This is a genomic window from Mycobacterium sp. 1482292.6 (assembly GCF_001672995.1).
Taxonomy (GTDB): domain Bacteria; phylum Actinomycetota; class Actinomycetes; order Mycobacteriales; family Mycobacteriaceae; genus Mycobacterium; species Mycobacterium europaeum_A.
Genome location: NZ_LZKV01000082.1, coordinates 33,843 through 57,259 on the forward strand (window position 1 = coordinate 33,843; position 23,417 = coordinate 57,259).

Annotated in this window: 25 protein-coding genes and 1 pseudogene; 16 read left to right on the forward strand and 10 right to left on the reverse strand. The window is 66.5% G+C overall.

All coding sequences use genetic code 11. The features are described from left to right. Positions 1-5: 5 nt before the first annotated feature. The 5 genes from A5624_RS08130 to A5624_RS08145 all read right to left on the reverse strand — a co-directional run bounded on the left by A5624_RS08130 (position 6) and on the right by A5624_RS08145 (position 4,809). Positions 6-851 carry an ABC transporter permease gene (locus A5624_RS08130; RefSeq protein WP_066864323.1) on the reverse strand — a complete coding sequence of 282 codons (846 nt, stop codon included), beginning with the start codon at positions 849-851 and terminating at the stop codon, positions 6-8. Between the two features lie 7 nt (positions 852-858). Next, a complete protein-coding gene (locus A5624_RS08135) occupies positions 859-1,677 on the reverse strand; it encodes an ABC transporter permease (RefSeq protein ID WP_066864326.1) in 819 nt (272 codons plus the stop codon). Then, positions 1,667-1,849: a hypothetical protein gene (locus A5624_RS28115; protein WP_156748926.1), complete on the reverse strand. Its 183-nt coding sequence runs from the start codon at positions 1,847-1,849 to the stop codon at positions 1,667-1,669. Before A5624_RS28115 ends, A5624_RS08135 begins: the two co-directional genes overlap by 11 nt. A 222-nt stretch (positions 1,850-2,071) precedes the next feature. Continuing rightward, positions 2,072-3,277, reverse strand: a complete 1,206-nt coding sequence (locus A5624_RS08140; RefSeq protein ID WP_066864329.1) for a CaiB/BaiF CoA-transferase family protein — start codon at positions 3,275-3,277, stop codon at positions 2,072-2,074. After that, positions 3,274-4,809, reverse strand: a complete 1,536-nt coding sequence (locus A5624_RS08145) for an aldehyde dehydrogenase family protein (protein ID WP_066864332.1) — start codon at positions 4,807-4,809, stop codon at positions 3,274-3,276. The genes A5624_RS08140 and A5624_RS08145 overlap by 4 nt, the downstream gene beginning before the upstream one ends. Before the next feature lie 281 nt (positions 4,810-5,090). Here A5624_RS08145 and A5624_RS08150 point away from each other — a divergent pair, with 281 nt between their 5' ends. From A5624_RS08150 to A5624_RS08180, 7 genes are all read left to right on the forward strand, one after another. After that, positions 5,091-5,792, forward strand: coding sequence for an SDR family NAD(P)-dependent oxidoreductase (locus tag A5624_RS08150; RefSeq protein WP_066864335.1), 702 nt, complete (start codon positions 5,091-5,093; stop codon positions 5,790-5,792). A 53-nt stretch (positions 5,793-5,845) separates the two neighbouring features. Beyond that, positions 5,846-6,046 carry a ferredoxin gene (locus tag A5624_RS08155; protein ID WP_066864338.1) on the forward strand — a complete coding sequence of 67 codons (201 nt, stop codon included), beginning with the start codon at positions 5,846-5,848 and terminating at the stop codon, positions 6,044-6,046. Between the two features lie 48 nt (positions 6,047-6,094). Continuing rightward, positions 6,095-7,459 (forward strand): cytochrome P450, encoded by a 1,365-nt coding sequence (locus A5624_RS08160; RefSeq protein ID WP_066864341.1) that lies wholly within the window; start codon positions 6,095-6,097, stop codon positions 7,457-7,459. Between the two features lie 121 nt (positions 7,460-7,580). Next, positions 7,581-7,976, forward strand: coding sequence for a hypothetical protein (locus A5624_RS08165; RefSeq protein WP_066864344.1), 396 nt, complete (start codon positions 7,581-7,583; stop codon positions 7,974-7,976). A gap of 55 nt (positions 7,977-8,031) precedes the next feature. Beyond that, complete coding sequence (locus A5624_RS08170; protein WP_066864347.1) at positions 8,032-8,916, forward strand: hypothetical protein; 885 nt, start codon at positions 8,032-8,034, stop codon at positions 8,914-8,916. Next, a complete protein-coding gene (locus A5624_RS08175) occupies positions 8,913-9,512 on the forward strand; it encodes a hypothetical protein (protein WP_066864350.1) in 600 nt (199 codons plus the stop codon). Before A5624_RS08170 ends, A5624_RS08175 begins: the two co-directional genes overlap by 4 nt. A 214-nt stretch (positions 9,513-9,726) precedes the next feature. Continuing rightward, entirely contained in the window at positions 9,727-11,142 is a 1,416-nt protein-coding gene (locus A5624_RS08180) for an alpha/beta hydrolase (RefSeq protein ID WP_369827454.1), read from the forward strand. Between the two features lie 5 nt (positions 11,143-11,147). Here A5624_RS08180 and A5624_RS08185 read toward each other — a convergent pair whose 3' ends face one another. From A5624_RS08185 to A5624_RS08195, 3 genes and pseudogenes are all read right to left on the reverse strand, one after another. Next, positions 11,148-12,323: an acyl-CoA dehydrogenase family protein gene (locus A5624_RS08185; protein ID WP_066864356.1), complete on the reverse strand. Its 1,176-nt coding sequence runs from the start codon at positions 12,321-12,323 to the stop codon at positions 11,148-11,150. Then, complete coding sequence (locus A5624_RS08190) at positions 12,307-13,305, reverse strand: acyl-CoA dehydrogenase family protein (protein ID WP_066864359.1); 999 nt, start codon at positions 13,303-13,305, stop codon at positions 12,307-12,309. The genes A5624_RS08185 and A5624_RS08190 overlap by 17 nt, the downstream gene beginning before the upstream one ends. Before the next feature lie 145 nt (positions 13,306-13,450). Then, positions 13,451-14,079: pseudogene (locus A5624_RS08195) on the reverse strand (nitroreductase family protein). Positions 14,080-14,372: 293 nt separating this feature from the next. Here A5624_RS08195 and A5624_RS08200 point away from each other — a divergent pair. The 6 genes from A5624_RS08200 (at position 14,373) to A5624_RS08225 (ending at position 19,530) form a co-directional block, all read left to right on the forward strand. Further along, the gene (locus tag A5624_RS08200; protein ID WP_008253716.1) at positions 14,373-14,765 is read left to right on the forward strand and encodes a carboxymuconolactone decarboxylase family protein; all 393 of its coding nucleotides are present in this window, start codon (positions 14,373-14,375) and stop codon (positions 14,763-14,765) included. Positions 14,766-14,841: 76 nt separating this feature from the next. After that, positions 14,842-15,735 carry an NAD(P)-dependent oxidoreductase gene (locus A5624_RS08205; protein ID WP_066864362.1) on the forward strand — a complete coding sequence of 298 codons (894 nt, stop codon included), beginning with the start codon at positions 14,842-14,844 and terminating at the stop codon, positions 15,733-15,735. 247 nt (positions 15,736-15,982) lie between these two features. Next, complete coding sequence (locus tag A5624_RS08210) at positions 15,983-17,074, forward strand: amidohydrolase family protein (RefSeq protein ID WP_066864365.1); 1,092 nt, start codon at positions 15,983-15,985, stop codon at positions 17,072-17,074. 28 nt (positions 17,075-17,102) lie between these two features. Next, positions 17,103-18,248, forward strand: a complete 1,146-nt coding sequence (locus A5624_RS08215) for an amidohydrolase family protein (protein ID WP_066864369.1) — start codon at positions 17,103-17,105, stop codon at positions 18,246-18,248. A 1-nt stretch (position 18,249) separates the two neighbouring features. Next, a complete protein-coding gene (locus A5624_RS08220) occupies positions 18,250-18,648 on the forward strand; it encodes a Rieske (2Fe-2S) protein (RefSeq protein WP_064882584.1) in 399 nt (132 codons plus the stop codon). A 15-nt stretch (positions 18,649-18,663) separates the two neighbouring features. Then, entirely contained in the window at positions 18,664-19,530 is an 867-nt protein-coding gene (locus A5624_RS08225) for an alpha/beta fold hydrolase (RefSeq protein WP_066864372.1), read from the forward strand. Between the two features lie 17 nt (positions 19,531-19,547). On the opposite strand, the gene A5624_RS08230 is transcribed toward A5624_RS08225, so the two are convergent. After that, complete coding sequence (locus A5624_RS08230; RefSeq protein WP_066864375.1) at positions 19,548-20,021, reverse strand: hypothetical protein; 474 nt, start codon at positions 20,019-20,021, stop codon at positions 19,548-19,550. Positions 20,022-20,057: 36 nt separating this feature from the next. On the opposite strand from A5624_RS08230, the gene A5624_RS08235 reads away from it, so the two are divergent. The 3 genes from A5624_RS08235 to A5624_RS08245 are packed head-to-tail and all read left to right on the forward strand — an operon-like array spanning position 20,058 to position 22,849. Next, on the forward strand, positions 20,058-21,353 hold the full coding sequence (locus tag A5624_RS08235; protein ID WP_066864378.1) for an NADH-ubiquinone oxidoreductase-F iron-sulfur binding region domain-containing protein: 1,296 nt from the start codon (positions 20,058-20,060) through the stop codon (positions 21,351-21,353). Next, positions 21,350-21,646 (forward strand): ferredoxin, encoded by a 297-nt coding sequence (locus tag A5624_RS08240; protein ID WP_066864380.1) that lies wholly within the window; start codon positions 21,350-21,352, stop codon positions 21,644-21,646. The genes A5624_RS08235 and A5624_RS08240 overlap by 4 nt, the downstream gene beginning before the upstream one ends. A 27-nt stretch (positions 21,647-21,673) precedes the next feature. Further along, positions 21,674-22,849: an acyl-CoA dehydrogenase family protein gene (locus A5624_RS08245; RefSeq protein WP_066864383.1), complete on the forward strand. Its 1,176-nt coding sequence runs from the start codon at positions 21,674-21,676 to the stop codon at positions 22,847-22,849. Here the strand turns inward: A5624_RS08245 and A5624_RS08250 are convergent. Continuing rightward, positions 22,850-23,417 (reverse strand): LLM class flavin-dependent oxidoreductase (locus A5624_RS08250; protein ID WP_156748928.1); only part of this gene is annotated, 568 nt, incomplete at its 5' end.

The following is a 23,417-nucleotide window of genomic DNA, read 5'->3' on the forward strand; positions in this document are numbered from 1 at the left end:
CTCTGCTAACCGGACAGGTTGAAGTTGCCGTTCGTACCGTAGATAGAAAGCGAGACCAACAGGGTCACCGAAACCACGACGATGAGCGAGGTGCGCACCGCGTTGCCGGTCGCGTTGCCGACGCCGGCCGGTCCCCCCGAGGCGAAATAGCCGTAGTAGGTGTGGATCAGCAGGATGGTGAGCGCCATCAGAATCGCCTGCAGGAACGACCACAACAAGTCGATCGGATTCAGGAACGTGTTGAAGTAGTGCTGATACAAACCCTGCGACTGTCCCAGTAGGAACGTGGTGGTGAACTGGCTGGCCACGAACGACAGGATGACGGCGATGCTGTACAGCGGCGTGATCGCCATCATTCCCGCCAGGATCCTGGTGCTGACCAGGTAGGCGACCGGCCGAATGGCCATGCTCTCCAAGGCATCCACTTCTTCGTTGATCCGCATGGCACCCAGCTGAGCGGTCACGCCGGCGCCGAAGGTGGCCGCCAGACCGATCCCGGCGACCACCGGTGCCGCGATGCGCACGTTGATGAACGCGGCCAGAAAGCCCGTCAGCGCCTCGATGCCGATATTGCCCAGCGAGGTGTACCCCTGGATGGCCAGGGTGCCGCCCGCCGCCAGCGTCAAGAAGCCGACGATCACCACGGTTCCGCCGATCATCGCCAAAGTGCCCGCGCCCATGCTGATCTCGGCGACCAGTCGAATGACTTCGCGCGTGTAGTGGGTGGCAGCGAAGGGCACCCCGGCGAGCGCCTTGCCATAGAACAGGGTGTGATCGCCGATCCGCCCCATCAGGGCGACCGGCCTCTCGAGTTGACGGGTCAGACGCGGATATGCGGCCCTCAGTGCCATGGCAGCCCTACTTCGCCGTCATCTTGATGCCGATCGCGGTGACCACCACGTTGACGACGAACAGCGACATGAAGGCGTAGACGACGGTTTCGTTCACCGCGTTGCCAACGGCCTTGGCGCCACCGCCGGTGATCGACAGGCCCCGGTAGCAGGCGACCAGGCCGGCGATGAGGCCGAAAAGCGCTGCCTTGACGCACGAAATGATCACCTCGGGAACACCGGTGAGCAACGTGATGCCCGCGGCGAACGCGCCGGGGTTGACGTCTTGGACAAATACCGAAAAGACGTAACCGCCAAGGACGCCGATGATGACCACCAGGCTGTTGAGCAGGAAGGCGACCAATCCCGATGCCAGCATGCGCGGTGTGACCAGACGTTGCACCGGGTTGATGCCCAGCACCTCCATCGCGTCGATTTCCTCGCGGATCGTCCGCGCCCCAAGATCCGCGCACATTGCCGTAGCGCCGGCACCCGCAACGATCAAAACCGTGACCAGCGGGCCGAGCTGGGTGACAGCACCGAACGCGGCGCCCGCACCGGAGAGATCCGCCGCGCCCAGTTCGCGCAAAAGGATGTTGAGCGTGAAGCTGACCAGGACGGTGAACGGGATGGCGACCAACAAGGTGGGAGCCAGCGACACCCGCGCGACAAACCAGGACTGCTCCAAGAACTCCCGCCACTGGAAGGGCCGGCGGAACAGGTACTTGACCGCGTCGGCGGACATCGCGAACAGGGCGCCGACGGCGTGCATGGGCCCGGTGAAGTCGAATTTCAGTTTCAGCTGCGGTAATCCCGCTGACCAGTGGTCGGCGCCCTTAGTTGCCATCGGCGTCAGGCCCTTTCCACGCTACGAGACCGGCAGTCTTGTTCTGGCGCAACGGCTGCGGTAAGTTCAGCAGAATTGACGGCCGTAAACGCCCGCTGACGAGGGCGAAATGCTCAGCGGGCAGCCAATTTCCGGCATCGACCTTGGAAGTGACAGCCGCGACCTCGCTCACGCCAGACCTCCGTTCTGTTGCGTGAGTTGGCGCTGCAAAACGAGGGGCCCCACGTCTTGAAGCGTCCGGCGATTATGACTCATGCCGCGTCCGGGCGGAGCGAAAAATGCATAACCGTTATCGCGCATTCCGCGATTGGTGCACGGGCGCAAGGCGACTGCGTCCCAACGCAAGCGACGGTCGGCTCAAGCATGTCGCTGCTGACTCCAGTCCAAATAGTGCTCACGTGACGGCGCCGGCCGTCTTGAGTTCGATGATGCGGTCCCAGTCGAGGCCGAGCTCCATCAGGATCTCGTCGGTCTGCTCTGCGAATCCGGGGGCTGGCCCGGTCTGTGGCGCTGCGACGTCGAACTGTACCGGGTTGGCCACCAGCTCGAGTTCGCCCGCCCGCACCAGGTACTCGTTCGAGCGGATCTGCGCATCCTCGGCCGCTTGCAGGGTGTCCTGCACGGGCGCCCACGGCCCGGAGAGCGTGGCGAAGCGCTCGCTCCACTCGGCCAGCGTGCGGCCGGCGATGGCCTTGGTCAGCAGCTCGACCGCGTCCGCGGTGTTGGCGGCGATGTTCTCCACGGTGTCGAAGCGCGGATCATCGGCCAACTCGGGCAGGTCGACGTGGCGGCACACGTCGGCCCAGAACTTGGTGGGCTGCATCATCACGAAGGAGATGTAGCGGCCGTCGGATGTCGTGTACAAACCCACCAGCGGGTTGTTGGGCGCGCCGTGCACGCCCGGCGGCGGCGATTCCAGCCGCTGGTTCAGATGCTTTGTCAGCGCGACCGTGTGCCCCAGCGACCACAGCCCGCTGCCCAGCAACGACACGTCGACCACCGACGGTTCGCCGGTGCGCTCGCGCTTGAGCAGCGCCGCCGCGATGCCGCCGGCCAGGTTGGTACCCGAGATGGTGTCGCCGTACGCCGGTCCGGGCGGCGCGATCATGCCCGGCATGCCGGCCGGAGTGATGGTGGCGGCCGTACCGGCCCGGCACCAGAAGGCGGTCATGTCGTAGCCGCCTTTGGTCGACTCTTCGCCGCGCGGGCCGAGCGCACTGCCGCGCGCGTAGACGATCTTCGGGTTCACCGCCCGGATGTCATCGACGTCGATGCCGAACTTGCGCCGGTGGTCGGGCAGGAAGCTGGTGAGGAACACATCCGAGCGGCGGGCCAGCTCATAGAGCACCTCCTTACCCTCGGGCACCGACATGTCCAGCCCGATGCTGCGCTTGCCGCGGTTGGCGTGCTCGATGTTGGGGTTGGGATCGCCCTCGACGCGCAGCATCCCGGTCTGTCGCAGTCCACGTTGCGGATCACCGGTCACCGCGTGCTCGACCTTGACCACGTCGGCACCCCATTCGGCGAGCACCGCACCCGCCGAGGGCACGAACCCATACATAGCGACTTCGAGGACGCGGATGCCTTCGAGCGGCCTCATGCGCCGGCTCCTTTCGCTGAGACGGCGGGCACGGCGAAGGTCTTGCGCTCGAGGAACTCCTCGAGCCCGGCGACGCCCATCTCCCGGCCCACGCCCGACTGCTTGAAACCCCCGAACGGGCTATCCGCGCCGAAATAGTTGCCGCCGTTGATGGAGAAGGATCCGGTCCGGATCCGGCGCGCCACGGCCAGCGCGCGGTCCTGATCGCGGCTGAACACCGCGCCCGCGAGCCCGTAGATCGAGTTGTTGGCGATGCGCACGGCGTCATCGTCATCGTCGAACGCGATCACCACGAGCACCGGCCCGAAGATCTCGTCCTGGGCGACCTCGCTGTCGGGATCGACGTTGGTCAGCAGCGTCGGCGCATAGAAGTAGCCCGGGTCGAGTCGCTTGCCCCCGGTGACCAGGGTCGCCCCGGCGGCCACGGCGCGCTGCACCATGCCGTCGACCTTGTCCCGCTGTTGCTCGTTGATCAGCGGTCCCATATAGGTTTTGGGATCGGCCGGGTCGCCGTGGCGCACCTTGGCGAAGTTCTGCGCGATCAGTTCGACGATTTCGTCGTGGTGCGACCTGGGCACCAACAGCCGGGACGTGAGCGCACAGCCCTGGCCCGCATGGGTGACCATGCTGAACGCCGCGAACAGGGCCGCGTTGGCGAAGTCGGCGTCATCGAGAATGATCGCCGCCGACTTGCCGCCCAGCTCCAGAAAGACCCGCTTCACGGTGTCGCTCGCCGCGGCCATGATCTTGCGCCCGACCGCAGTCGACCCGGTGAAGGTGATGACGTCGACGTCCGGGCTGGTGGTCAGGGCTACCCCGGGAGCCGGGTCCGACGAGCTCAGCACGTTCACGACCCCGGCCGGAATGTCGGTGTGATTGGCGATCAGCTCGCCGAGCGCCAGCGTGACCAGCGGTGTGTCCGGGGCGCCCTTGAGCACCACCGTGCATCCGGCGGCCAGCGCCGGGGCGAGCTTCGCCAGCGCGAGCTGGTTGGGGTAGTTGTAAGCGATGATGGCGCCGACCACCCCGGCGGCTTCCTTTTCCACCCAGCGGTGGTGGAACATGCCTCGCGATTCTTTTTCGCCCAGGTCCTCGGTGAACTGATAGGTGCGCAGCAGGTCCGCGTAGAAGCGCACGATGCCAATCGGCTCGTCGAGCTGAGCGCCCTGGGTCAGCGCGCGGGTGGCGCCCACTTCGGCGATGGTGAGGTCGCGCAACTCCTCGGCGTGGTCGACGAGCGCCTGGTGCAACTGGTCGAGGCAGCGGATCCGCAACTCGACGTCGGTGGGCCAGCTGGTCTCGTCGAACGCCCGCCGGGCGGCCGCGATCGCCGCTTGAGCTTCCTCGCCACCGGCGTCCGGCGCATGCCCGATCACAGCACCCGTTGCGGGGTTGATCGAGGGGAACGTCCTGTCGGCGCTGACCAGCCGGCCATCGATCAACAGACGGCGGTCGACGTGGGACTCAGGCGCGGCATCCGCGACGGTCACTGTGGTTCCAGTGGCGGGCTCTGCCGTGTCCTGGGCAGGCATTCCGTACCCCCTAGTGTGGTGGCGATCACGATAATTTCATTCTCTTCCCCGGCGAATCTTACATTCGACTTTCGATAATTCAAGAAAGTCTCAGGAATGAGATCGGGGGTGCTGACCAGGGCCGCAACCGGCCGTACACTGCCGGCCAGGGTCTTTCCCGCAGGCCGGACGCGGTGTTAGGCGCATGTTGCACGGCGCTCCGCGCGGAGAGTAGGGTTCTCATAATTGTAAGGGAGATTCTTTGTGACTGAAATGGCCCCCTCCGGAGCAGAGGCCTCTACATGAAGACTGCGGTAGTCACCGGCGGCGGATCCGGCATCGGCCTCGCCGTCGCGCAACGCCTGCGGGCCGACGGTTTGAACGTTGCCTCCATCGACCTGCGGCCGTCCGAAGCCGATTTCGCCTTCACCGCCGACGTCACCGATCGCTCGCAAGTGGACGCGGCGCTGGCGGCCGTCCGCGCGCAACTCGGGCCGGTGACGGTTCTGGTCAACGCCGCCGGCCTCGACGGGTTCAAGAAGTTCAACAACATCACCTTCGAGGATTGGCAGCGGGTGATCGACGTCAACCTCAACGGCGTCTTCCACACCGTCCAGGCGGTGCTCCCCGACATGGTCGAGGCGGGATGGGGACGCATCGTCAACATCTCGTCGTCGAGCACGCATTCCGGTGCGCCCTACATGAGTCATTACGTGGCGGCCAAGTCGGCGGTCAACGGCCTGACGAAGTCGCTCGCACTCGAGTACGGGCCCAAGGGCATCACGGTCAACGCGGTGCCGCCCGGCTTCATCGACACCCCGATGCTGCGCGCCGCCGAGAAGAACGGATTCCTCGGTGACATCGACGAGACCATCGCGCGGACGCCGGTGCGCCGGATGGGCACGCCGCAAGACATCGCGGCGGCGTGCGCGTTCCTGGTGTCCGAGGAGGCCGGCTACATCACCGGTCAGATCTTGGGCGTCAACGGCGGTCGCAACACCTGAGCGGTGGCGATTCGTCGGCGGCGCCCGGTAACCAGTGTGAGAGGAGACAACCCGTGAAGGTCTGGGTGGATTCACAGCGGTGCCAGGGCCACACCCTGTGCGCCATGATCGCGCCGGAATCGTTTCAGCTCAGCGACATCGACGGCAGCTCGTCGGCGGTCGACGAGGTGGTGCCCACCGACCGCGAGGACCAGGTCCGTGAGGCCGCGCAGTCCTGTCCGGAGCAGGCCATCATGATCACCGACGACGCCTGAGCCGCTATCGGATCCGTAGCTACGGCAAACACATAGGGAGACAGAGCATTGAGCGTCGACGACGTCGTCAATGACAGCGACCGCAAGAAGAACCGGTACCACTTCGACCGGCATTCCGCGGAATACCGGTCGAAGTTCAAAGCGATCACCGAAGAGATGCACGCCAAGTGCCCGATGGCCTGGACGGATACCTATGGCGGCCACTGGGTTGCGGCCGGCAGCCACGAGGTGTTCGAGCTGGCCCGCTGCCCCGCCGTCTCCAACGATCACGACATCCACGGCGAACGCCGCGGCTACAAAGGCATTTCGATCCCCACGGCCAGCCGGGTCAGCGCGGTGCGCGGCGGGATCCTGGAGATGGACGACCCCGAGCACCGCATCTACCGAACCGTGCTCAACCCGTACCTGTCGCCCGCGGCGATCAAGCGCTGGGAACCGTTCATCGACGACGTGACGCGCGCCTGCCTGGACGAGAAGATCGAAAGTGGCCGCATCGACTTCGTAGACGACCTGGCCAACATCGTGCCCGCCGTCTTCACGCTGGCGATGCTGGGCATCCCGCTGAAGAAGTGGAACCTGTACAGCGAGCCGGTTCATGCCGCGGTGTACACGCCCGAACACTCCCCCGACATCGAGCGTGTCACCGCGATGCACCGCGAGATGGGCCTCGACATGGTCAACAATATGATCGAGATCCGCGCGAACCCGCGGCCCGGAATCGTCAACGGCCTACTCCAGATGCGCATCGACGGTGAGCCGGCCCCGGAGCTGGAAATCTTGGGGAACCTCGGCCTGGTCATCGGCGGGGGCTTCGACACCACGACCGCGCTGACCGCCCACTCGCTGGAATGGCTTTCGGAACACCCGGAGCAACGACAGCTGCTCAGCGACGAGCGCAAGACCCTGCTCGACCCCGCGACCGAGGAGTTCTTGCGCTACTTCACCCCGGCGCCCGGAGATGGCCGGACCTTCTCCGAGGACACCGAGCTCGACGGCACCCAGTTCAAAGAGGGTGAGCGGCTGTGGATTTCGTGGGCGATGGCCAACCGCGACCCCTCGGTGTTCCACGACCCGGACCAGATCATCCTCGACCGTAAAGGTAACCGGCACTTCAGCTTCGGGCTGGGCGTGCACCGCTGCATCGGCTCGAACGTGGCGCGCACCGTGTTCAAATCCATGCTCACCGCGGTCCTCGACCGGATGCCCGACTACAAATGCGATCCGGAGGGCACCGTTCACTACGAGACCATCGGCGTCATCCAGGGCATGCGCAAGCTGCCGGCCACCTTCACGCCCGGCCGCAAGATCGGGGCCGGTCTCGACGAAACACTGGAGAAGCTTCAGCGCATCTGCGACGAACAGGAACTCGCCCGGCCGATCACCGAACGCAAGGAAGCCGCGGTCATCGACTGAGCCGTTCAGAATTTCGCGAGTCGGCCTGTTCAGCGTGACCGCGTCTTATATTTGAGCCAAACGCGTGCGCAGAGAGGGAGACGCATCGGTGAAGACTTTCGCAATCAGCCTTGCGCTTGCCATGGCCGCGCTGACTCTCACGCCGAGCGCCCGCGCGGACATGCTGTATTCCAATTACCGGGTGGACACGAACCGGGATCCCGGCCACAGCTGGATCTGGTCGATCAACCCGTGCGTTAATTCAGCGCCGGGATGCCTGCAGGTGTACGCAACGCCGCAACCCAACGGGCAGGCGGCGCCCTGGCGGGGAGAGGCCCATCTGACCGATGGCCGCTATGTCATGGCCGCTGACGACCCCTTCGGTGTGCGTTGCGTGGTCCAGTTCTTTCCCTCGCATGACGTCTACTCGTGGGATCCGGTGACGCTGGCGGGTCAGGTCGACTCGACGTTCGACACCGGCTGCGGCGGCGGACCGGGGGGCGCCAACAGCTGGCCGTTCTCGCTCGTGCGATGGTAGCCGCGTGAGAGGTACAGGAGTCGGTCGATCATGACGGCGACGGGCAGCAGGCACGATGGCTGACGAGAAGAAGGCGCCGGTGGATTCGGCCACCTCGAAGGCCGACGTGCAGGCGTTGCTCGAGGAGGCCGAGGCCGAGGCCGCCGAAGCCGAGGCGCTGGCCGCCGCGGCCCGCGCCCGCGCTCGCGCCGCCCGCCTCCGGCGCGAAGCGCTGGCCCAGACCGAGACCGAGACAGCGACCGCGGCCACAACCGAGCCCGAGACCGCCCAAGAGGCGCCGGCCGCCGAAGAAGACGGAACCGACACCGCCGAGCCGGAGACCGACGACGACGTCACCGAAACCGTCGAGGCAACCGGCACCGAAGCAGCCGAGAACGAGCGCGAAGCCTCCGACGAAACCGCCGAAGGGACAGAAGCGCAAGCCAAGTCGGCCCGCTCTCGGCGGCGTCTGCGGCTGCCCTCGTGGTCCGTGGTGTGGAAGGCGGCGGTCATCCTGCTCATCTGCGCCTTCCTCGGCGCCAGCGGATACATGGTGTGGAACCACAATGAAACGATCGAGCGCAACCACCGCGCCGCGAACATTCTCGCGGGCGCCCGACAAGGTGTCGTCAACCTGACTTCCATGGACTTCAACAAGGCCAAGGAGGACGTCCAACGGGTGATCGACAGCTCGACCGGCCCGTTCCGGGACGACTTCCAAGCGCGCGCAAAGGATTTCACGACCGTCGTCGAACAGTCCAAAGTGGTCACGCAGGGAAGCGTGAACGCGGCGGCCGTACAAACGATCAACGGGGATTTTGCGTTGGTTCTCGTCGCGGCCACCTCGCACGTCACCAACGCCGCGGGCGCCAAGGACGCACCACGCAATTGGCGGCTGAAGGTGACCGTGAAAAACGACGGCGGGCAATACAAGATGTCCAACGTGGAGTTCATTCCGTGAGCGAGGACCAGCCCGGCATCGACACAGCCGTCGACACTGCCGACGACTCCGTCGACCACGAGTCTGTCGACCAAACCGACCGCGACGAAAGTAGCGCTCCACCTGCGCGGCGCAGGGTGAAAGTCGTTCCCGTGATTCTGATTGTGCTGCTGCTGCTTTCCGGCGGCACGGCGACCTGGCTGTACTTCAAGCAGTACCGGCCCGACAAACAGACCGACGCCAGCGTCGCGAGCACGGTCGCCAATGCGGCGTCCGACGGAACCGTCGCGTTGCTGTCGTACTCGCCGGAGTCGCTCGACAAGGACTTCGCCAACGCCAAGACCCACCTGTCCGGGGACTTCTTGTCGTACTACAACCAGTTCACCGAACAGATCGTCGCGCCGGCAGCCAAGCAGAAGTCGCTGAAAACCAACGCCCGGGTGTTGGGGGCCGCGGTTCAGGAATTGCACCCGAATTCGGCGGTCGTGCTGGTGCTGGTCGACCAGAGCACCACGAGCAAGGACACTCCCGACCCCGCGATGGCTTCCAGCAGCGTGCTGGTGAGTTTGACCCGAGTCAACGGCGCCTGGCTGATCACCAAGTTCGATCCGGTCTAGGCCGTTTCAGCTAGTTCGACCGTTGCGTGTGAACCCATGGCTTTCACTGTGAGCTGAGGGCGCCGACACGCCGGCGGCGGCCGCCATGGATTCACACTCGACACCGTGGATTCACACTCGACGCAGCGAACCTGCGCCGCCGGGCTCCGGCCGCCAGGACTGTGCCCAAGGATTCACCAAGGATCCGCCGAGGCCGGCATTCGATCCTTTTCTCATGCCGCTCAATCGCCGGCACCCGGGAGGAGGAATCGCCATGTCGCTACTGGGCAACCACATATCTCTGATGCACGGTTGGGTCCCGATCACGGCCCAGATCGTCACCCCGCTCACCCTGGCGGTTGCCGCCGGCTGGCGATCGCGTCGTTGGCGCCTGCTCTGGCTGCCCGCCGCTGCCGTCGCCGGGGTCGGCACGGCGCTCGGGGCGCGCCGCTGCATCAGCGCGGCGGCACCGGACGCGCTATACGTCTGGATCGCGTTGGTCGGTGTGGCCATGGCGGTGCTGATCCTGGGCTGGCGCGGTGCGCGGTGGTGGCGGCGCGGACTATCCATCCTGGCCGTGCCGCTGTGCCTGCTCTGCTCGCTGCTGGTGCTCAACCAATGGGTCGGTTACTTCCAGACCGTCCAGAGCGCGTGGAATCAGTTCACCTCGGTTCCGCTGCCCGACCAGGTCGACAAGGCCACGGTCACCACGCTGGCGGCGAAGGGCTCCAAGCCGCCGCACGGCAGCCTGGTGCCGGTCGTGATCCCCGAAGACGCTTCGCAATTCAAGCACCGTGAGGAACTCGTCTACCTGCCGCCGGCCTGGTTCGCCAGCTACCCGCCGCCGCAGTTGCCGACGGTGATGATGATCGGCGGCATGGTCAACACGCCCGCCGACTGGGTGCGCGCCGGCGGCGCCGTGGACGCCGTCGACGCCTTCGCGGCCGCGCACGACGGCAACGCGCCGGTGCTGGTGTTCGTCGATCCGGGCGGCGCGTTCGACAACGACACCGAATGCGTCAACGGAAGCCACGGCAACGCGGCCGATCACCTGACCAAAGACGTTGTGCCCTACCTGGTCTCGAACTTCGGTGTCAGCCCCGACCCGTCCCGCTGGGGTGTCGTCGGCTGGTCGATGGGCGGAACCTGCGCGGTGGACCTGACCGTCATGCACCCCAACATGTTCAGCTCGTTCGTCGACATCGAGGGCGACCTGACCCCCAACACCGGGACCAAGGAGCAAACCATCGCCAACCTGTTCGACGGCGATGCCGACGCGTGGGCGAGATTCGACCCGACCACGGTGATCAACCGCCACGGACGCTACACCGGGGTATCCGGTTGGTTCGCCATCTCGTCGGGTGATTCACCGCGCCGCGACGTCACAACCGTGGACACCGCCGCAATGGCCGTCGCCGGTCGCGCCGCCGCCGCCGACCCGGGCAACCAGGCCGCGGCCGCCTCGTCCCTGTGCGGGCTGGGCCGAGCCAACGGCATCGACTGCGCGGTGGTGGCCCAGACCGGAAAGCACGACTGGCCGACCGCCGGCATGGCGTTCTCCACCGCGCTGCCGTGGCTGGCCGGCCAGCTGCACACCCCGGGTGTGAGCCGGATCGCCTTGCCCAGCAACGGCTCTCAGCAAGCCCTATGACCGCGCTAGCCGCGCGGCAGGCCGAGTACCCGCTGGGCGATGATGTTGCGCTGGATCTCCGACGTGCCGCCGGCGATGGTCCCGGAGAAGCTGCGGGCGTAGCGCTCGAACCAGCTGGCGAAGTAGTGGTCGAGGTTCATGTGCGCGTACGGGCCCGTCAGGCCCGGGTGCACCAGTCCGTCGGATCCCGCGGACGTCAGCGCCAGTTCCATGCCACGCAACTCGGCCTCGGAGCCGAGCAGCTTGAGCACCGAGATCGCGGCCACATCATCTTCGCCACGCGCGGCGCGCGCCAGAGCCGCCGAACCCAGCAGCCGTAGGGCCTGCTTGTCCATGATGGTGCTGGCGTATTGGTCACGCTCGACGTCGGTGCTCGGATGGAAATCGTCGATCATGTTCTCCAGGCGATCGGCGAAACCCAGCCACATCATCGTGCGTTCATGTCCCAGCGAGCCGTTGGCCACCCGCCACCCCTGGTCGAGCTCCCCGACCAGGTTCTCGGCCGGCACCCGAACGTCGGTCAAGAACACCTCGTTGAAATCGAGATCGTCGGCACCGCAGATCGACGGGAACGGCCGGCGCACCAGCCCCGGGGTATCGGTGGGGATGATGAGCGCGCTGATTCCCTTGTGCTTCGGCACATCCGGATTGGTCCGCACGAACGTCAGCAGGATGTCGGCGTCGTGGGCCCCCGAGGTCCACACCTTCTGGCCATTGACCACGAAGTGACCGCCGTCCAGCACCGCGCGAGTGCGCAGCGACGCCAGGTCGGAACCCGCGCTCGGTTCGCTCATGCCGAGCGAAGCGGTGATCTCGGCCCGCAAAATCGGCACCGCCCAACGCCGCTTCTGCTCGTCGCTGCCGAACGACAACAGCGATGCCCCAACAATATTCACGCCCTGCGGGTTGAAGCTGTGGTAGATCCGCCGGCGGCTCAGTTCCTCGAGATAGACGAACTGCTGAATGACCGTGGCGTTGCGCCCGCCGAATTCCGGCGGCTGGCTGGGCAGCAGCCAGCCGTTGTCGAACAACAGCCGCTGCCAGTCGCGGGCCCACTGCGGCATGTGCGAGACCGACCGGGGGCGTTCGAGCGTTTCGCTTGCGGGAGGCAGGTTTTCATCAAGGAACGCCGAGAACTCCGCCCGGAACTCCTCGACGTCGGAATCAAAAGTCAGCTGCACGGTATTCCTCCGCGATCCGCGCCCGGTGCTCCGCCGCGCCGCCGAGCATCAACTCGCCCGCCTTGGCTCGTTTCAGCGCGAACTGCAGGTCGTTCTCCCACGTGAATCCCATTGCGCCATGCAGCTGTAGGCCGTGCCGGAACACCAGCGACTGGCATTCGCCGGCCGACGCCTTGGCCATCGCGGCCGCCAGCCGGCGGCGCGGATCGTCGGCCGCGATCGTCAACGCGGCGAAGTAGGCCAGCGCGCGCGCCCGTTGCACGGCGACGTGCATGTCGGCGGCCTTGTGCTGCACGGCCTGGAACGAGCCGATCGCCACGCCGAACTGCTGGCGGCTACTCACGTGCTCGAGCACCAGGTCGAGGATGCGTTGGCAGGCGCCCACCATCGTGATCGCCATGCCGGTCAACGCGAAATGGTGAGCGCGTTCCGCGTCGACGGTCAGCCGGTCACTGTCGGGCACCCGAACCTCGGCGAACGACAGGTCGGCGACGTGCAGTACCGGATCGAACACCGCCGCGCGCCGGGCCGACACCTGACCGGACGCGACCAGGAACACCCCGGCGTCGGTCACCACCGCCAGCCGATCCGCGCGATCTCCGTCGAGCACGTGCCGCGCGGTGCCTTCCAGGACCCAACCCTCGGCGTCGCGGTGCGCGGCGACCCCGCTATAGACCGCGGTGCCCGACTGGTGTGGGTCGAAGCGGTCCGCGGCGAGCGGCGCGAACTGGCTCATCGTCGCCAGGTAAGGGGTGGGGTCGGTGGCGTGGCCGAGCTGCTCGAGCACGATGGCCAACTCGACGGCGCTGTCCGCATCGCTGAGCTCGGTCCAGCCCTGGTCTACATACGATTTCCACAACGGGCTCGGGTCGACGCCCTCTTCGGCCACGCTGCGCACCAACGACGGCGGGCACTGCTTCGCGACGGCGTCGCGCACCGTGTCCTGCCACAGTCGCTGGTCAGCATCGAACTCCAACAGCATCCGCGCCGCCTCTCGTCGTAACTGTCACGGCGAGAATACCATTCTCGGTTGCGGAAGTAATAATCTCTGAATCCGGGCATGGGGTATCAAACAGGCCATCCCGCCGCGCGCCCGGTTCGCCGGGCCAATGGCTTCGAGCGCCCAGCTAGCCGGGGGCTCGGGCACCGTCGAGGACGCCGTCGGCGGCTTGGTCCCAGCGGTCGAGGTTGACGAATTCGGCCAGCGGACGCCGGCGCAGCGGGCCATGTTTGCCCTTCGGCCACCCCACCACGATGTGGCCGGCGATCATCCAGCCCTCGGGTACCCCGACGGCCTCCCGCAGCAGCTGCTCACCGCCGTACGAGGCCCAGCTGGTCAGGCAGGCACCCAGGCCCTGGGCCCTGGCGGCCAGCAGGAAGTTCTGCATGGCGGGAAAGATCGAACCGCCGAGCAGCAGTTCGGACGCCGTCGGGTAATGCGCCTGGGCGAACAGGACCGAAGTGAATTCACCGGCGCGGTCGTGCAATTCGTATGTCGCACGGTAGGTGCGGGCTCGACGGCTGTTGTCGTCGTCGGCGGGCCGGTTCATGCCGTAGACCGGCTCGATCACTTCCAGCGCGTGGGCCGCGGCCTTGGCCACCACCGCCCGCTGCTCGGGCGATCGCAGCACCACGAATCGCCAGCCTTGCGCATTGGCGCCCGAGGGGGCCCACCTGGCCGCCTCGAGACACCGCGCCAGGGTCGCATCGTCCACCGGCTCGTCGGTGAAGCGCCGATGGTCCGGGCCGTCGACATCACTTCCCAGATGTCAGCGCTTGCTCCGGTCACTGCTTCTCCTCTACGTCCAGAGTCGCCCAGGTCCGCACCGTCAGTTCGTATTCCTTGCGGCGCAAGACTTTTGGTTACCGCGACGTTGAAGCACCCGTCCGGCGGCAATGAGAACAGAAAGTGGACAGCTTCATTAGAACCTCGACTGTAGACCCCGCCGAGCGACCACGGTGCAAGACTGCGCTCAGGCAATCGGAACCTCGCCAGCGCACGCGCGACTACATCGAGGGCCGCTGCCCCGAATTGAAGGGAGATGTGCATTGGATCGCGAAACCTACCAGCGGGGGCTTGACATCCGCTCCGAGGTGCTGGGCGAGGAGTATGTCAACCGCGCGTTGGCCAACGCGGACGACTTCACCGGGCCCCTGCAAGACCTCGTCACCGAATACTGCTGGGGTGCCGTCTGGGGCCGCGAGGAACTCCCGCGCAAGACCCGCAGCATGCTCAACCTGGCGATGATCTCGGTGCTCAACCGGCCCAACGAATTACGCACACACATCAAGGCGGCGCTGACCAACGGTGTCACCCGTGAGGAAATCCGCGAGGTCTTCCTGCAGGTGGCCATCTACGCCGGCGTGCCGGCCGCCGTCGACAGCTTTCGCATCGCGGGTGAGGCGTTCGGCGAACTGGACCGGGATAGTGGCGACCGCTAGCGCGGCGGAGCCGGGCGCCGGGGGCACCTCCCGCTTGCGGGGGCCGGGTCGCCACCATCGGGGTAAGGGACCCAACATGAAGATCGGGTTCATCGGACTCGGAAATATGGGCCTTCCCATGGCATCCCGCCTCCTCCGGGAAAATCACGACGTCGTCGCCTTCGACACGAGCGGCGAGGCACTCGAGCGCGTCGTCGCCCTTGGCGCCCGCCCGGCGTCGTCGGCCAAGGAGGTCGCCGACCGCGCCGAAACGGTGCTGGCCAGCCTGCCCACCCCGAGTGTGTCGCTGGAGGTGGCGACCGGCCCGGCGGGCGTGATCGAGGGGGCGCGGGTGCGGCGCTACGTCGACTTGTCCACTGTCGGTAGCCAAATGGCGGTGCAGATCCACGCGATGCTGGCCCGGCGCGACATCGTGGCGATGGACAGCCCGGTCAGCGGCGGTGTCAGCGGGGCCGAGAAAGGGACGCTGGCGCTCATGGTTTCGGGCCCGCGCGACGAATTCGACCTCGTGCGAACCGCGCTCGAAGCGCTCGGCCGGCCGATGTATGTCGGCGACAAGCCCGGCGCGGCGCAGACGATGAAGCTGGCGAACAACATCTTGGCGGCCAACGTCTTGGCCGCCACCGCGGAAGTCGTCGTGATGGGCGTCAAGGCCGGCCTCGACCCCGCCGTGATGATCGAGGTGCTCAACGCGGGATCGGGTGCGACGAGCGCGAGCCGCGACAAGTTCCCCCGCGCGATCCTGCCGCGCACCTTCGACTACGGCTTCGCCACCGGGCTGATGCTCAAGGACGTGCGGCTCTACCTCGATGAAGCGCGGGCGCTTGGCGTTCCCGCCGAGGTCGCCGAGACGATCGGCCGGCTGTGGGAGGCCCTTGCCCGCGACGAGGGGCCCGAATCCGACTTCACGACGGTGATCAAACCGTTCGAGCGGGCCGCGGGCGTGACGGTGGGCGGGGCATCGGACTAGCCCATCGCCCCGGCCGCCGCGGCGACGAGCCCGCGATCGCGTCCCTCCCCCACCTCGGAGAATGGTATTATCCGCAAAGAAGAACCATACTTGCTCCGACGACCACAAAACGCGTGCCACCAGCGACGATGAATAAACGAAATGCTTACCGGAAACCCGTTGATGGACCACCGAACGAAATGTTAGATTGGCTATCATCTGACCTCGCGCGGCCGGCTTTCGCCGCCGCAGCCGAAGGGTGGCTCTTGTGATCACACACGCCGACGGAACCAGCACCCCGTTGATCGATGCCAGCGTGCACATCTTCTTCCCGTCCAACAAGGCCCTGCGCAAGACCCTGCGCGAGCCGTTCAAGAGCCGCGGCTTCCCCGATTACGAGATGGACTGGTACGGCGCCCCAGGCGGTGAGTACGCGCCCAACACCGAGGGCCCGGACCGCCAGTACCCGGGTTCGGACCCGGATTTCGTTGCCAATGAACTGTTTTCGAAGCGCGGCGTCGATGTGGCGGTGCTGCACCCGATGGCGCGCGGCATCATGCCGGACCGGCACCTGGGCAGCGCCCTGCACGCCGCGCACAACGAGATGATGGTGTCGAACTGGCTGGAGTCCAGCCAGTTCGGCGAGCGGTTCCGCGGCACCATCCGGGTGAACCCCGACGACATCCCCGGCGCGCTGCGCGAGATCGAGCGGTGGCGTGCGCACCCGCGGGTGGTCCAGATCGGCGTCCCGCTGCAATCCCGCGAGCTGTACGGCAAACCGCAGTTCTGGCCGATCTGGGAGGCCGCCGTCGACGCCGGACTACCCGTCGCCGCGCACATCGAGGTCGGGTCGGGCATCGCATTCCCGCCGACGCCGAACGGCAACACCCGCACCTACGAGCAGTACGTCAGCTTCATGGCGCTGAACTACCTGTATCACCTGATGAACATGATCGCCGAGGGAGTGTTCGAGCGGTTCGACGGCCTCAAGTTCGTCTGGGGCGACGGCGCCGCCGACTTCATCACGCCGTTCATCTGGCGGATGGACACCTTCGGCCGTCCGCACCTGGAGCAGACGCCGTGGGCACCGCGGATTCCCAGCGACTACCTGCCCGGTCACGTGTTCTTCGTGCAGGGCAGTCTCGACGGCCCCGGCGACGCCGAATTCGCCGGCGAGTGGTTTGGCTTCACCGGTAAGGACGACATGGTGATGTTCGGCTCGAGTTATCCACACTGGCAATGCGGCGATGTCAGCAAACTGCCCAGCGCGTTGTCGGCCGAACAGCGCGAGAAGCTGTGCTGGCGCAACGCGGCGCAGCTCTACGGCATAGACATTCCCGCCGGGGTGGGCGCACAGTAGAAGTATCGCGAAAACTGAGGAGAGCCAGATGACGTTGACCCATTCGCAGGAGCGGGTTCCCGCTACCGAGCGCATAGCCGTCCGCTGCGTCGACTCGGATGTCCACCCGGCCCCCAAGCGCGGAGAGCTGCTCCCGTACATCCCCGAGCCGTGGCGCAGCAAGTACTTTCTCACTCGCACCGTTGGTGAGCAGATCTACTACGACGCACCGGACTACGCGCACTCCTACGCGATGCGCGTGGACTCGTTTCCGGCCAACGGCGAGTTCCCCTGCAGCGACCCGGATTTGGCGTTTCGCCAGCTGATCATGGAGGCCGGGTCCGACATCGCGATCCTGGAGCCCGCGGCCTACCCGGCGCGCATTCCTGAAGCGCAGCATGCGATGTCGGCCGCGTTGAACGACTGGCAGGCCAATCACTGGCTGGACAGCCACAACAACTGGCACGAGCGGTGGCGCGGCTCGATTTGCATCGCGATCGAGGAGCCGGAAGAGTCGGTGCGCGAGATCGAGCGCTGGGCCGGGCACCCCTTCATGGCCCAGATCCTGATCAAGGCAGAGCCTCGGCCGTCCTGGGGACACCCCAAGTACGACCCGATCTGGGCGGCCGCCACCAAGAATGACATCACCGTGAGCTGCCACCTGTCGCGCAGCCAGTTCGACGAGCTGCCGATCCCGCCGGTGGGATTCCCCAGCTACAACCACGACTTCATGGTGACCTACTCCCTGCTGGCGGCCAACCAAGTGATGAGCCTGATCTTCGACGGCGTCTTCGACCGGTTCCCGACGCTGCGGATCGTGTTCGTCGAGCACGCCTTCAGCTGGATCCTGCCGCTGATGTGGCGCATGGACGCGATTTACGACGCCCGCAAGTCGTGGCTCGACATCAAGCGCAAACCGTCCGAATACGTCAAGGACCACATCAAGTTCACCACCCAACCGCTCGATTATCCCGAGGACAAGACGGAACTGACCCGCGCGCTGGAATGGATGGAGTGCGAGAAGATCCTGCTGTTCTCCTCGGACTACCCGCACTGGACGTTCGATGACCCGCGCTGGTTGGTCAAGCACCTGCCCAAGCACGCCCGCGACGCCGTGATGTACAAGAACGGCATCGCGACCTATCACCTGCCCGAGACCGTGCCGGTCCTCGAGGGTCAGACCCGGGTGCTCTGAGTTGACGGAAGAAACCAAACGGCCCGAGCCCCGTCTCGCCCAGGGCCGCGAGCACGTCGTCGCCACCGTAGACGAAATCCCGCCGGGCACACACAAACTGGTACCGATCGGGCGCCACGGCGTCGGCGTCTACAACGTCAACGGCACCTTCTACGCCATCGCGAACTACTGCCCCCACCAAGGCGGCCCGCTGTGTTCGGGACGGGCCCGGGGGCGCACCATCGTCGACGAGACCGCGCCGGGCGACTCGGTCATGGTGCGCGACCTGGAATACATCTACTGCCCCTGGCACCAATGGGGTTTCGAGCTGGCGACCGGTACGACGGCGGTCAAGCCGGAATGGAGTATTCGCACCTATCCGGTGCGCGTCGTGGGCAACGACGTTTTGGTTCAGGCCTAACCACAGGAGAATCGGGTGCCTTCTATCGAGATCAACGGGGGAAATGTCGTCTACGAAATCCTCGGTGACTCTGGCGATCTCATTGCGCTGACGCCGGGCGGCCGGTTCAGCAAGGAGATCCCCGGCCTGCGTCCGCTGGCCGACGCCCTGGCCGCGGGCGGTTACCGGGTGCTGCTCTGGGACCGCCCCAACTGCGGGGCCTCGGACGTGCAGTTCTACGGGCAGAGCGAGTCCCACATGCGCGCCGAGACGCTGCACAAGCTGGTGACCGGCCTGGGCTTCGAGCGCTGCATTCTGGCCGGAGGTTCCGGCGGGGCAAGGGATTCCATGCTGACCACGATGCTCTATCCCGCGATGGTCACCAAGCTCGTGGTGTGGAACATCGTCGGCGGCACTTACGGCACCTTCGTGCTCGGTTCGTTCTACATCATTCCCAGCATCCTCGCGGTGCGCGGCACCGGCATGGACGGCGTGATGAAGGTGGCCGAATGGCGTGAGCGCATCGAGGAGAACCCGAACAACAAGCAGCGCTTCCTCGACTTCGACAAGGATGAGTTCCTCAAGCTGATGCTGCGCTGGCTCAACGCCTTCGTCTCCAAGCCGGGACAGACGATTCCGGGCGTCGAGGACGAGATGTTCGACCGAATCAAGGTGCCCACGTTGATCATTCGTGGCGGTGAGAACGACATGGATCACCCGAAGCGGACGTCGCTGGAAGTCAGCTGCCTGATCAAGGGATCGAAGCTCATCGACCCGCCGTGGCCCGAGGATGCCTGGGAGCGGGCGTCGGAGGACCGCGCCGCGGGTCGGGTGCAGCACTTCAACATGTTCGACACCTGGGTGCAGGCGGCGCCCGCCATTCTGGAATTCCTGGGTTCGTGATGGCGCGAACCGGTGCACTACCTGGTGTGGATGTGGACCTCGCAATTCAGCGACGCCTCCAGCGCCGTGTGCACGCGGCTTTCCGGGATCCGTTCGAGATCGGACTCGCGCAGGGTCACCTGGACGATGTCGAATCCGTCCGCACCGGGGGTGCGCTCGATGTCACCGGTGAGCCCGAACGCGGACAGCACGCCGTGCGCGTCGTCGTCGGTTCCCCGGCTGACGAAGGTGACCACTCCCGCAGCGGGATCAACGCCGAATGCTCTGGTGCACAATCCGATTGCGGTGGCTTTGGCCGTGTCGCCGTCTTCGGCCGCGATGAGCAGCTCCACTTCGCGGCGGGTCGCGGGCCGGGATGCGAGGTCATTGGCGACCACGTCCGCGCCGGCCGCGGCTACCAGCTCGAGGAGAGCCGCCATGCCGTCGCGTAGTCGTGCGGGTGTGAGCACGCTTTCCGGGTCGACGTTGACACGCACCACCGCAGTTCGCATGTGCGCAAGCCTAACTAACACGATGGCAGGCCAGCCTTGAACACCACTCAGTCCACCACCATCGCCACCGCGACGTTGCCCGGATGCACGCCGCGGCTGCTGAGCGAGCGCGCCCGCGAGGACCTAGCGTCCTATCGCAAGGTCGGTGGCTACCGCCCGCTTGGCGACCCCGATGAATTCTTGACCGAAGTCGAATCGAGCGGCCTGGTCGGGCGCGGCGGTGCGGCGTTCCCACTGTCGGTGAAGCTGCGGTCGGTGCGCGACAACGGACGACTGCTGGGCGTGCCCGTCGTCGTGGCGAATGGCGAAGAGGGAGAACCGGCTTCGGTCAAGGACCGTTGGCTGTTGCGCAATCGCCCTCACCTCGTCCTGGACGGACTGCGGCTGGCCGCGACGATCGTTGCCGCCGACCGCGCCTACGTCTACGTGTCCGATCAGGAATCGGCACACAGCATCGAATCCGCGCTGGGCGAGTTGGACCCCGGAGCGCTCGGCGTCGCCGTCGACCTGCGCACCGTGGCGCCGGGGTACGTGGCGGGCGAGGAGACGGCCGCGGTGCGCGCGATCAACGGCGGCCCGGCCAAGCCGACGGACAAGCCGCCGCGTCCCTTCGAAGCCGGCGTCGATGACCGGCCCACGCTGGTGAGCAACGTCGAGACCCTGGCCAACCTGCCCTACCTGCAGGGCCACGGATCGACCGATTTTCGGTCGCAGGGCACGACGCTGTCGTCGGGCACCTTCCTGGCCACCATCACCGGGGGCGGGCGACCTCCCGTCCTGTATGAACTGCCGCTTGGGCTGCCGTTCACGGAACTGCTTGCCCTGCACGGTGTTCCGGCCGATCGGGTGCGCGGAGCGCTGATGGGCGGTTACTTCGCCGGTCTGCTCAACCGCTCCGTGTTGGAGACCACCCTGGACCACGAGACGATGCGCCGCGTCGGCAGCGGGCTGGGCTGCGGTGCGATTTCGATCATCACCGAGGACTGCCCCGTCGCGGTGGCCGCATCCGTGCTCGCGTACTTCGATCGCGAAAACGCGGGTCAATGCGGATCGTGCTTCAACGGGACGGCGGCGATGGCCGCGGCCGCCGGCGCGCTGCGCGACGGCGCCGCGGCGGCAGAAGACGTCGAACGGTTGCGCCGCTGGTCGGTGCTGCTGCGCGGACGCGGTGCGTGCGCAACGCTGGATGCCGCGACCAACGTCGCTGCCAGCCTGCTCGATCAGTTCCCGGACGCCGTCAGTGCCCATCTCGACGGCACCTGCCCGGACTGCACCCGCGGTGCGTTCCGCGCGGACCGTCCCTACGAGGCGGAACCTGTGAGGCAAGCATGAAAATCCGGCTGGATCGCACCATCTGCGACGGCTTCGGCATCTGCGCCAAACACGCGCCCGGATACTTCTCGCTGGACGATTGGGGGTACGCATCGCTCATCGGGGACGGCACGGTGGCGGAGGCGGATCGCGACGCAGTCATGCGGGCGCTGCTCGACTGCCCGGTGCACGCCATCACCGAAATCGGCCAGCGCACCTCCCGCGCATCGCAGCCGCCGTTGGCCGACGCCGAGGACCCGGCCGAGCACCTCAAAACCGAAGAGAACGAGGCGGAGTGGGGATTCACGCGCTGAGCCGTCCGCGCCCCGAGGAGTAGTGCCGTGCAGCTCACCTTTGACGCCGACGTAGAAGCCTTTCGCGCGGAGTTCGTCGGCTTCCTCACCGAACACCTGCCGACGCAGGCCCAAGCCGCGGAGCGCCCGTCGTCGACCTCGCACGTGCCCGAATGGTCGCGCCGCTGGCAGCGACTCCAGTTCGACCACGGATGGCTACTACCCGGCAACCCACCGGAATTCGGTGGTCGCAACGCAAACATCCTGCAGCAGTTCGTACATCGCGAGGAGCTGTCGCGACGCCGGATCTACCACTGCTTCAATCCCCAGGGCGTCGGCATCATCGCCGCGTCGCTGTTGTCCTTCGGCACCGAAGAGCAGAAGCGGCGCTGGGCCGTCCCGATCCTGCGCGCCGACAAGACCGCGTCCCTCGGCATGAGCGAGCCGGGAGCCGGCTCCGACCTGGCCGGGCTGCGGACGAAGGCCGAATTGGTCGGCGATGAGTTCGTGGTCAACGGGCAGAAGGTGTGGACTTCCGGCGCCCATGATGCCGACGTGATCCTGACGTTCGTTCGCACGGACCCGAACGCTCCGCGGCACAAGGGAATCAGCGCGCTGCTCATCCCGACCGATAGTCCCGGTCTGGTGCGTCGCCCCTTCCCCTCGGTCTATGACCGTGACGAGCTGGACTTCAACGAGGTGTTCTTCAACGACGTCCGGGTGCCCGCGGATAACTTGGTCGGGCCGCTCAATGGCGGGTGGCGGGTCGCCAACGGCTCGCTCGGCCACGAGCGCACTTTGATGTGGATGGCGTTCGCCAACCGGCTCGAGCAACTCCTCGAGGACTACCGGCCCAGCGACGAGGTGAATGCGGACCACTACGCCACCATCGTGATGGACTACTACGCGCTGCGGCTGCTCGGTTCGGCCGCGCTGGGTAAAGCGGCTAGCGGCGACGTGGACGTGGCGGCGTTGTCCGTGCTGAAGGTGTTCGGCTCGGAGGCCGAGCAGAGCGCGCTGCGACACGCTCTGGACGCCGCCGGGGCCGATGGGCTGCGGGACAAGATGCTGACGGCCCCGTACAACCCTTACGCCCCGGATCTTTTCACCGCCAGCTGGTTCGCGCGCTATATCAGCAGCTACGCGGGCACCATCGCGGGCGGCACGTCGGAGATCCAGCGCAACATCATCGCGCAGCGCGTACTCGGTCTGCCCTCGCGGTGATCACAACGCCGGACACAGCGACGACAGAAACTGCTGAGTTCGGCGTCGCGACTTGGTTCGCTCGTCAATGTCCTTGCCCAACGGCACGATTCGCACCGCGAGGTCGGTGACACCGGCATCGCGGTAGCGGCGCAACCGCTCCAGGACGGTCGCCTCGTCGCCTGCCGCCATGGTGTCACCGACGTCTTCGGCGTCGCCGTGCTGCAACAGTCGCACATAGTTCGGCGAGAAGTCGGCGTGTCCGAGCACCTCGCTGGCGTAGCCGCGAGCCTCGTCCGCCTCGCCATTGGAGCAGAGCGCGACGGGAACACCGGCGACGATCCGGGGCGCGGGCCGCCCGGCCCGGGCGGCCGCCGCGGTGAGGCGTGGAACGACGTGGTCGGCGATGGCGCGCTCGTCGGCCATCCACAGCACGGTGCCCCCGGCCCGCTCGCCGGCGAGTTGCAGCATCGTCGGCCCGAGCGCCGACAGCAGCACCGGCATCTCGAAGGCGTCGGTGACATCGACCGGCGAATGGACGCAATAGTTTTCGTTGTCGACATCCACGGTGCCCGGACCGGCGAAGGAA